General features: G+C 40.6%; 5 protein-coding genes. 1 reads left to right on the top strand and 4 read right to left on the bottom strand.

The features are described from left to right. Positions 1-900: response regulator (locus ACMJ0U_RS03065; RefSeq protein WP_417128089.1), on the top strand; the 900-nt coding region annotated here is incomplete at its 5' end. Between the two features lie 57 nt (positions 901-957). On the opposite strand, the gene ACMJ0U_RS03060 is transcribed toward ACMJ0U_RS03065, so the two are convergent. The 4 genes from ACMJ0U_RS03060 to ACMJ0U_RS03045 all read right to left on the bottom strand — a co-directional run bounded on the left by ACMJ0U_RS03060 (position 958) and on the right by ACMJ0U_RS03045 (position 7,303). Further along, positions 958-1,827: a sialate O-acetylesterase gene (locus ACMJ0U_RS03060; RefSeq protein WP_417128087.1), complete on the bottom strand. Its 870-nt coding sequence runs from the start codon at positions 1,825-1,827 to the stop codon at positions 958-960. 43 nt (positions 1,828-1,870) lie between these two features. After that, positions 1,871-4,486, bottom strand: coding sequence for a TIM-barrel domain-containing protein (locus ACMJ0U_RS03055; RefSeq protein WP_417128086.1), 2,616 nt, complete (start codon positions 4,484-4,486; stop codon positions 1,871-1,873). Positions 4,487-4,565: 79 nt separating this feature from the next. After that, a complete protein-coding gene (locus tag ACMJ0U_RS03050) occupies positions 4,566-5,903 on the bottom strand; it encodes a glycoside hydrolase family 43 protein (protein WP_417128092.1) in 1,338 nt (445 codons plus the stop codon). 95 nt (positions 5,904-5,998) lie between these two features. Further along, a complete protein-coding gene (locus ACMJ0U_RS03045; protein ID WP_417128091.1) occupies positions 5,999-7,303 on the bottom strand; it encodes a glycoside hydrolase family 43 protein in 1,305 nt (434 codons plus the stop codon). Positions 7,304-7,877 lie beyond the last annotated feature (574 nt).

Below are 7,877 nucleotides of genomic sequence, written 5' to 3'. Positions count from 1 at the left end.
AATATTTCAGAGCAACCATCCATTGAAGATCAGCCTCTGCAACATATTCCGGTTTCTATTGAAGAAAACGAAAATAGTGAAGACGGCACTAAAAAAGTAATCAGAAAAAAACATTCTATATTAATTGTAGAAGATGAAGATGAAATACGAAACTATCTGCTCACTGAATTAGGAAGTCATTTCCGTGTGTTAAGTTGTAGCAATGGAAAGGAAGCACTCGACCTTATTATGCACCACATGCCTGATTTGGTTCTAAGTGACATCATGATGCCAGAAGTAAACGGTATTACGTTGCTTCGTAAATTAAAGCAGAATATCAAAACCAATCATATCCCGGTAATCCTTCTTACCGCCAAAAACAGTGAAAAGGATTATATCGAAGGACTTTCCCTAGGAGCAGACGCCTATATAGCCAAACCTTTCAACCTGGATATTTTAATAACAACTATTGAAAACCTGATTAAAAACAGAGAAATATTACGCAATAACTTTAGCGGAAAACAAGAACAAAACGACAATATTGAAGTGGCACAACCTCAGTCTGCAGATGAAAAGCTGATGCAAAAGGTTCTAAAAGTAATCAATAAGAACCTGAATAATCCAGATTTAAATGCAGAAATGATTGCAGCCGAAGTGGGTATAAGTCGTGTACACCTATACAGAAAACTAAAAGAACTGACCAACCAGTCTACCCGGGATTTTATCAGGAACATCAGACTGAAACAAGCTGAAATCCTGCTGAAATCCGAAAAGAATTACAGTATGTCTGAAATAGCCCAACTGGTAGGTTTCAACAATACGACTTACTTCTCCAATGCATTCAAAGAATTGTACGGAGTATCCCCCAGTAAATATACGGAACGCTGTAAAGAAAAAGAAGAGGAGAAGAAAGATGAATAAAAAGAGAGGAGATAGACGGTTGACCGAGTCTATCTCCTCTCTTCGTATAATACCCTATTACTTACTCTTTTTCAGAAGTTCAAGCATGGTAAGAGCATATCTCTTGCCAAGTTCTCTATAGCCAGCTGCACTAAAATGCAATCGATCGGATACGGCCTCACATCCTTCAGAAGAAACCACATGTACTACAGGAATCGTTTCAGGTAATTTCTGAATCACCGGATTCATCGATGCACAAGCTCCCCCTTGCCCCTCAGACACAAGCTCGCCAACTAAAAGAGGCAATGAGTTAGGCTGCAAACCAAGGTCTGAAAGAATATTATCGTATACTTTTTTTACCTTCATCGGCCAATCCGGATCTCCGGTATTGGATTCTCCTTGATGAAGAAGTATACCTTTTATAACTCCACACCGAGAAGCTTGTTTAGCAAGCTCGATTAATCTGGCATAAGGATTTCCATCATACTCAGCGACCATATTTTTTAACCAATCTGGAGATCCGGCCACATACGAAGCATGATTATCCTTATCAAATAATTCTATTCTACATCCTCCCACAGCCACATTAATAACACCTATTTCGACATCAGCTGGAAGGCTATCTGCCAATGTTCGTCCAAAATAGTCTGCTGGAGTTAAACCCGTTCCACATCTTGCCAAAGGAGGAACAGCAGTGTACCACTTACCTTTTTCCCGTCCTAAATCCGGGCAATCTACAGCTTGAAGCACCTTGAAACGCGGAGTTACATTCACCGTATCACACGCTTCTATTTTTGCATTTCCCTCCATATTCGACTGTCCCAGACAAAGATAGATATGAAACTTCTCATTCACCTTCTCGGTTCCAGTCTGAGCCTGTGCAAAAACAGGTCCCAAAGACAAAGCCATCAATGATGTCAATGTCACAAACATTCTTTTCACTTCCATTAGTTCAAAATTTATATTCAACAGTTATCTCTATTTATTATTATCAAAAAGCTATTTTTAACTCCTCACCCTTATAGACTACAGACTTTTCTGTTACGTTCGATTTTCCATCTGAGGACAAGGCTATTTTTACAATCTTAAGGTTCCGCACCGGTTCCATCCCCTCATACTGACCACTCCGTTTACCAATAATCAAAGTGGAATGCGCATCATCCCAAAACAGACGAATGCAAGAATATCCTCCTTTTTGATAGTTGTAGTCTGTACCTTCATCCTCATACAATTGATAGGTTCCATCTGTTCCTGCATAAACACGTATCTCCAAATCTGATTTCAAGGCTTTCTGCGCATTTTCTGCATATCCTGATGACAAAGGCAAGACAGTGCCAGCCTTGACAAATACAGGAATGTAGTCCGGAGAGACTGAAGTCTGAACCCAACCCGTTGACATATACTGGTTGTCATGGAAATCATACCATCCACCCTGAACGGCAGGCAGGTATGTCTTCCACACGACAGGTCCCTCTTCCACGATAGGAGAAACCAGCAGAGACCGACCAAACATATATTGATATTTCAAAGATAAAGCTTGAGTATCCTGAGGGAAATCCATCATCAGAGGACGTAACATCGTACCATTTCCCAATGAAACCCATGCTGCTTCAGAATAGATATATGGTAAAAGGCGGTAACGCAGCTCTAATGATTTACGAGCCATATCCGTCACTTTATCTCCATAATTCCAAAACTCCGTATTGGTCATATACCCATGTACACGCATCAAAGGTAAAAAGACAGAAGTCTGAAGCCATCTGGAAAAACGCTCATGAAAATGTGCATCTGTATATTGTGCATCGCCCGGACGAAAGAATCCTCCAGCATCATAAGTCCACCAAGGCAGACCACAAACAGAAACACCCAGTCCTGCAACAATTTGACGACGAAATGTATCCCAGTCATTCCCGACATCTCCAGACCAAGTAGCAACCCCATATCGCTGAATGCCAGGAAATCCGCTACGGGTAAGCAGAATAGTTCGAGAAATAGAATCACGTTGTTTTCCCTCATCAGTGGAAAGACCTCGTAAACCTTCATATATCGTTTTGTTGACCACAAGTGGATACACATTCCGGAACACTTCTCCGGGGAAAGTGGAATGGTTTACCCTACGTCCTACCAAATCGTCATTTTCCGGCTCCGTTGCATCCAGCCACCAAGCATCTATTCCTATCGGAAGCACCAGACTATCCCGAAAGTTTTTCCAATAAAAAGAAGCAGCTTCCGGATTAAAAAAATCAACCCAAGGAGTACCTGGTATGTAATAGGACTTATCAGCTAAACGTTTTCCTAACACAGAATTCTGGTCCACTTTCGACCAGACCGACAACATCAGTCTCATGCCCATCCGGTGAAGACTGTCGGTCATTTCCCGAGGTGCAGGATAATCTGTCTCGTCAAAACGCATGGCATTCCATCCATATTTTCCCCAGTACTGCCAGTCCTGTACCATCAAGTCAACCGGCAATTTTTTTCTTCGAAATTCGGAAGCCGTTTCCAGAATCTCTTTTTGAGAATGAAAACGTTCCCGGCAATGAATGTATCCCAAAGCCCACGCAGGCAACATAGGGACTTCTCCTGTCGCTTCCCGATAAGAAGCAATCATTTCATCGGCTGTTCCTGCAAAGAAAGTATAATCTATTCCATTCGATACCGGAGAGCGAAAAGTAGTAGTTTCATCTACTTTTCTAAAATACACTCTAGGTGCATCCTCTTTAGTCAATTCGGCCCTTAAATTATGCTCTCCCGCTTTTAAATCTACCAATATGGAAACTGTAGGTGGCAACCAGAGATTATTCATGTCGACTACCGTATGCCCATCAATTGCCAGATTATGTCTACGCGCCATTACACTTCCCACATCCAGCATCAAAGCATACTGTCCGTCTGATTCTACTTTCAACTTACCCACAAATACATTACTTTCACGCACTTCCTCCTTCCCCCCTTCAGTAGAAGTCACATTCACGGTTACTTTATTTCCTCCCAACCCCGTTTTTTGAAGTGTAACTACCGAAGAAGCAGGATTAAAATCTGTCAAACCATAATTATTCCACAAAAGTCCGTATCCTTTATTCGACATCACAAAAGGAATGGCTATCTGTGTATTAACCTGGGTCAATCTTCTGGTTAAACCACGCACATTCAAATAACCATCCTGAAACTGTCCTAACCCGTAAAGACACTCATCAAACGAAGAATGAAAAGTCTGCGTAGAAACATACGTTTTTTCTCCTTGCACTGAAGAAGACTCTATCAGACTCGCCTCCTCTCCTACTATTTCCTTGCCACTAGAAGAAAGGAACGAAATCCGTCCGTCAGATACAGAAAACCTGACATTCAAATTCTTTAAAGATAAAATATAACCATCCTTCTCCTTTTTCAATACATAATCGGGAACCTTCTTTGGAAGATATACTAATTCTGGAACTTCATGAGCTATGCCCATGCTTCGAATCACTCTTACAGCGTTGTTGGTCAGCGGACGAAGTTTCAACAGAGTGTCTGCTAATCGAAAAGTTACCTGCTCAGTCTCCTGCTTTTCCAACGTCCATTTCTGCAACTCATTAGTAGACGAGAGGCCGGGATCATTCCCGGCCAAACATTCTCCTCTCCACCCTACACAAGTGAAAACGGATAATAAAAATAAATTAACCCTATTCATAGCATACGCAATATCATCAGTAATTCAGCTTCCAATAATCAAAATAAGCAAAATCTTTCGGAGCCTTTCCCTTAAAAATAAAATACAAGTCGTGTACACCTGTTACCTGTGGAATCTGTTCTTCCATTATCCGCCAACGATCACTTCCCCCAGTTCGTGGTACTTTAATCTTAGCTAACACCTGTCCGTCCAGCCCGTCAAGACGTACTTCCATAGTAATTTCCGCATTGTGAGTGGTAGACAAACGGGCAGAAAAACGAGAAGGAGCTTTCTCACCGAAATCAACAGCCCGTACTTTCGTATAAGCTCCATCTGCTAAGGCTGTAATAAAGACTCCTACCTGAGGATTATAAGCGCTCTTCATCTTTTCTGACCATGCCATTGTTTCCGCTTCCACCTTCTGGTATGGGCAAAGAGGTTTTAAACTCTTCGTAACACCCTCTTTCACCATCTTCATGCAAGGAATTTTTCCATCAGACTGGAAATCAAGTTCTCTAACACAAACAGAACGAGTAAAGCCACTTCCACCAGGAAGAGATGCATCGTGATAAAACAAATAAGTTTTTCCTCTGAAATCGGCAATTCCCGGATGATTGGTAAAACTTCCTCCTTCCGTAGCCATCAAAGTACCTCCATACTTCCACGGGCCTTCCGGACTTTCAGCTGTAGCATACGCTAAATGTTCAGGAACCGGTCCTCCAGCATAAAAGAGGTAATACATTCCCTTACGTTTATACAGCCACGGAGCCTCTTCATACAAAGTAGGACGTTGTGGATCTCCCTCCCTGCGTCCAAAAGCTTCCGGCTTCATCGGTACCGCATGTATATCCCCTTTATAAGATATCATATCCTTATTCAGCTTCACATAATAGCAGTTCGGATTTCCCCAATAAAGATAAGCCTGTCCATCTTCATCAATGAAGACCGTAGGATCTATATTGCCATAATCAGCTCGTACCAAAGGAGCTCCTATCGGATCATAAAAAGGCCCATAAGGACTATCTGCCACAGCTACACCAATAGCCGTTTCACCTTTACGGTCTGTCACAGGTACATACATATAAAATTTACCGCCACGTTCAATACACTGGGCAGCCCATGCATCTCCACCTGCCCATTCAAATGTCTTGAATGACAAAGGAGTGGGATGTTCGGTCCAGTTCACCATATCATCCGTGGAATAAAGTTTCCAGTCGTTCATGGTAAACCACGTAGAACCGTCTTCATCATGACTTGTATAAAGATATAGCTTGTCATTGTATACCATAGGAGCCGGATCAGCCGTATAAGATGTTTGGATAATGGGGTTTTGTGCATTTGCTGCCAAACCAGACAACAAAACCACTCCCTGCATAATTCTGGGCCATCGAATATTTAGTAAAGACAATTTTATATCTTTTCTTAAAATCTTTTTTATCATATATACTCTATTTATGCTGTAAACTAATATCAGAATTTCCAGTAATCCAGTTCAAATAAATCCTTATTATTCTCTCCTTCAAAACTAAGGTACAAATCATGTATACCACTGACTGCATTGACCTCACAAGAATAAAGTTCATACTTAAATGCTTCATTTCCCTGCGGTATATTCACGTTTCCCACAATCTTTCCATCCGGAGCATCCAAACGAATTTTCAGATTTCCTCCCTCAAGAGGCAATGCGGAAACTTCAAAACGGCGAGCTTTATTCTTTCCAAAGTCTACTCCACGTACACAGATGTACTCTCCATTGTTCACATCTACTACCGAAAGAGACTTATCTGCATTCGGAGCAGTTTTCAATCCATATCCCCAAGCCATAGTTTCAGCTTCTACCTTACGGAACGGATTAAAAGTACCGATCTGCTCCAGCTTGGTATCCGCCCAATAAGGTACTTCTTGAATAGTTCCATCTTCATTATAGTGCATTTCTGCCACTGACACCGAACGGCGTTCATAGTGAGTATTCGTTTCCAGTTTTAACAAATCATAATTCAACCCAAAGACATACGATTTCCCCTTATAATCCATAATACCAGGATGATTGCCTCTGGTTCTCTCCGTAGGGCGCATAATGTATCCTTTCGTTTTCCATGGTCCTGTAGGACTATCACTCATTGCATACCCTATTCCCTCCGGACAACAGGTAGAAGCAAAAGCCAAATAATAATGTCCATTACGTTTATAGAACCACGGACCTTCCTGATAATGCTCCGGAGTTTCTTTTAGCTTTACAATATCTCCTGAATATGAAATCATGTCTTCATTTAATTTCACATAATAACAATTGGGATTTCCCCAATACATATAAGCTTGCCCATCCTCATCGATGAACACGGTAGGATCAATATCATCCCAATGTTCTTTCTGCCATACAAGAGGCTTTCCAAGAGGATCCTTAAATGGTCCGTAAGGACTGTCGGAAACAAGCACACCGATTCCATTTCCATGAATCGGACAATACATATAAAACTTACCATTGCGCTCAACTACCTGTTCAGCCCAAGCTCCATTATCACGCTTCACCCAATCAAAGCTCTTGAGAGAAGCAACAACCCCATGATCAGTCCAGTTAACCATATCGGTAGAAGTATACAACAACCAATCCTGCATTTTAAACCCTTCGGCATCATCTTCATCATGCGTCGTATAAAGAAATACCGTATCATTGTATACCATCGGTGCCGGATCGGCAGTATATTTTGTCTGTATTATCGGCATATTAAATTTCACATCATGGGCACTCTGAGCAACCAATCTGGGAAATGCCATAAGGCATAAAATAGAAATAATAGTTTTAGTCTTCATATTAATTATTTTTATGGTTAATACTTCTAAATAATTTTAAAGCCCTTACAAGAAATGGTCGTCAGTAACTCCGGCCATGTCCACCTCCATATATTCTTCATTTTTTATCGCGAAAAGCCTATACCAATGCTATATTGGACTCATAAGTAAAATCCTTATTTCCACAATCAATAAACCAATCTACAATTTCCCATAAATTTATTTTTACTTCACTAACTTCACTTACTGATTGTATTAGATTATGCTCTTTAACCAACTGCTATCGCCTATACTTGTATTCACAATTTTTCCATTAGAAAAAACTTCTCCTACCAACATGACAGAAAAGAAAAAGAGTAATATTTTTTATATCCAAGTATTGATTTCATTCTTTATACCATTAGTGTCCCGTTAAAATGGGACATTAATGATACCACATATATAAAAAATATAAAGCCGACACTTTTCTCATAAGGAATGACAATATCAATATATTCTAAAGCTACCAGAAACATGAAGCATAGACAACATATATATCATACCCGAATAATATCTATAT

The sequence above is a fragment of the Phocaeicola sp. genome, assembly GCF_048170425.1.
Taxonomy (GTDB): domain Bacteria; phylum Bacteroidota; class Bacteroidia; order Bacteroidales; family Bacteroidaceae; genus Phocaeicola.
Note: the sequence above shows the minus strand (reverse complement) of the source record. Positions and strands in the feature narration are given on the sequence as shown.

Coding starts and splice junctions, on each gene's coding strand:
- ACMJ0U_RS03060 (WP_417128087.1), bottom strand. CDS start 1,827: ATGGAAGTGAAAAGAATGTTTGTGACATTGACATCATTGATGGCTTTG.
- ACMJ0U_RS03050 (WP_417128092.1), bottom strand. CDS start 5,903: ATGCAGGGAGTGGTTTTGTTGTCTGGTTTGGCAGCAAATGCACAAAAC.
- ACMJ0U_RS03045 (WP_417128091.1), bottom strand. CDS start 7,303: ATGGCATTTCCCAGATTGGTTGCTCAGAGTGCCCATGATGTGAAATTT.